We start from the raw sequence: 1,164 nt of genomic DNA on the forward strand, positions 1-1,164 counted from the left end.
GCGGCCGATGGTGGTACGAGGACCTGATGCTCCGCCGCCGGCTGCGCCGCCGCCGCGACCGGGCCCGGGGCGCGACGCCGGGCGGCGACCCCCGGCTGGCCGCGCTCGCCCCGGAACTGACAGTGGTGGAGCTGACCGAGCGCGGCACCCGCCTCGGCATCGGGCAGGACGACCGGGGCTGGTTCGCCGCGCTGGCGCTCACCGGCCGGCCCGGCGCGCCCGCGGGCTCGATCGAGGCCGCCGTGGTGGACCGCGCGCTCGCCGTGCTCGCCGACTTCTCCGGCCCGGTCACCCAGACCCAGGTCGTCTCGCACACGCTGGTCTGGTACCCGGCCCCCGGCGCGCCGCCGTCGGCGTATCGGACCGTGTGGGTGGCGCTGCGACTGTCGGTGGCCGACGCGCGGGCCGAAACGGTGAGCCGGGGCGGCGGCCTGCGCGGCGTGCACCGGACGGTGGCGGCCGGGGTGGGCCGGCTCGGCAAGGCGCTCAACGCCGCCGGTCTCGGCCACCGCGTGCTCGGGCGGGACGAGCTGCACGCGGCGGTGGTGTCCGGCGCCGGGCTCGACCTGGCGCCGGAGGCGCCGGTGGAGACGTGGACCAGCGTGCGCGGGGGCGGCTGGACGCAGCGCTGCCTGGCCCTGCGGGTACGCCCCAACGGCTCGCTCGGCGCGCTCGTGGACGCGGTCACCGCCACCTCGGCGCCGTCGCACACGGTCGCCGCCGTGGTGCTCCCGGGCGGCCGGCGGGTTCCGCCGCTGCTGCGGGTGGCGGCCATGGACGGGCACGCCGAGGCGCTGGTGAAGGCGGTCCGGGACATGGCCGGGCGCGCGGGTGTGCCGGCCCGCCCGCTGGACGGCCAGCACGGTCCCGGCGTCTACGCCACCGCGCCGGTCGGCACCGCGATGGGGACCGTCACGGTCGAAGGTTGACGATCCAGCCGTACATGCCGCACACCCACACGGCGAGCGGCACCAGCGCGATGATCAGCAGGATCTCGACGATGTCCAGGGTCCGGCCCCAGACCGGCGAGATCCGCTTGCCGGCCACGGTCAGGCCGTAGACCAGGCTGATCACGGCCACCACGGCCAGGCCGCCGCGGACCAGCCCGAGCCGGACCCCCAGCGAACCGGCGGCGAACGTGGCGGCGGCGACCAGTCCCAGGCC

General features: G+C 78.0%; 1 protein-coding gene and 1 pseudogene. One reads left to right on the forward strand and one right to left on the reverse strand.

Annotated features, from left to right (window positions below):
- The coding region (locus KBX39_RS31630; protein ID WP_210874088.1) for a type VII secretion protein EccE at positions 1–929 on the forward strand (929 nt) is incomplete at its 5' end.
- Here KBX39_RS31630 and KBX39_RS31635 read toward each other — a convergent pair.
- Positions 913–1,164 (reverse strand): annotated as a pseudogene (locus tag KBX39_RS31635) (type VII secretion integral membrane protein EccD); the annotation flags it as partial. The gene KBX39_RS31630 and the pseudogene KBX39_RS31635 sit on opposite strands and share 17 nt — an antisense overlap.

This window comes from Micromonospora sp. D75 (assembly GCF_018070405.1).
GTDB classification, from domain to species: domain Bacteria; phylum Actinomycetota; class Actinomycetes; order Mycobacteriales; family Micromonosporaceae; genus Micromonospora; species Micromonospora chalcea.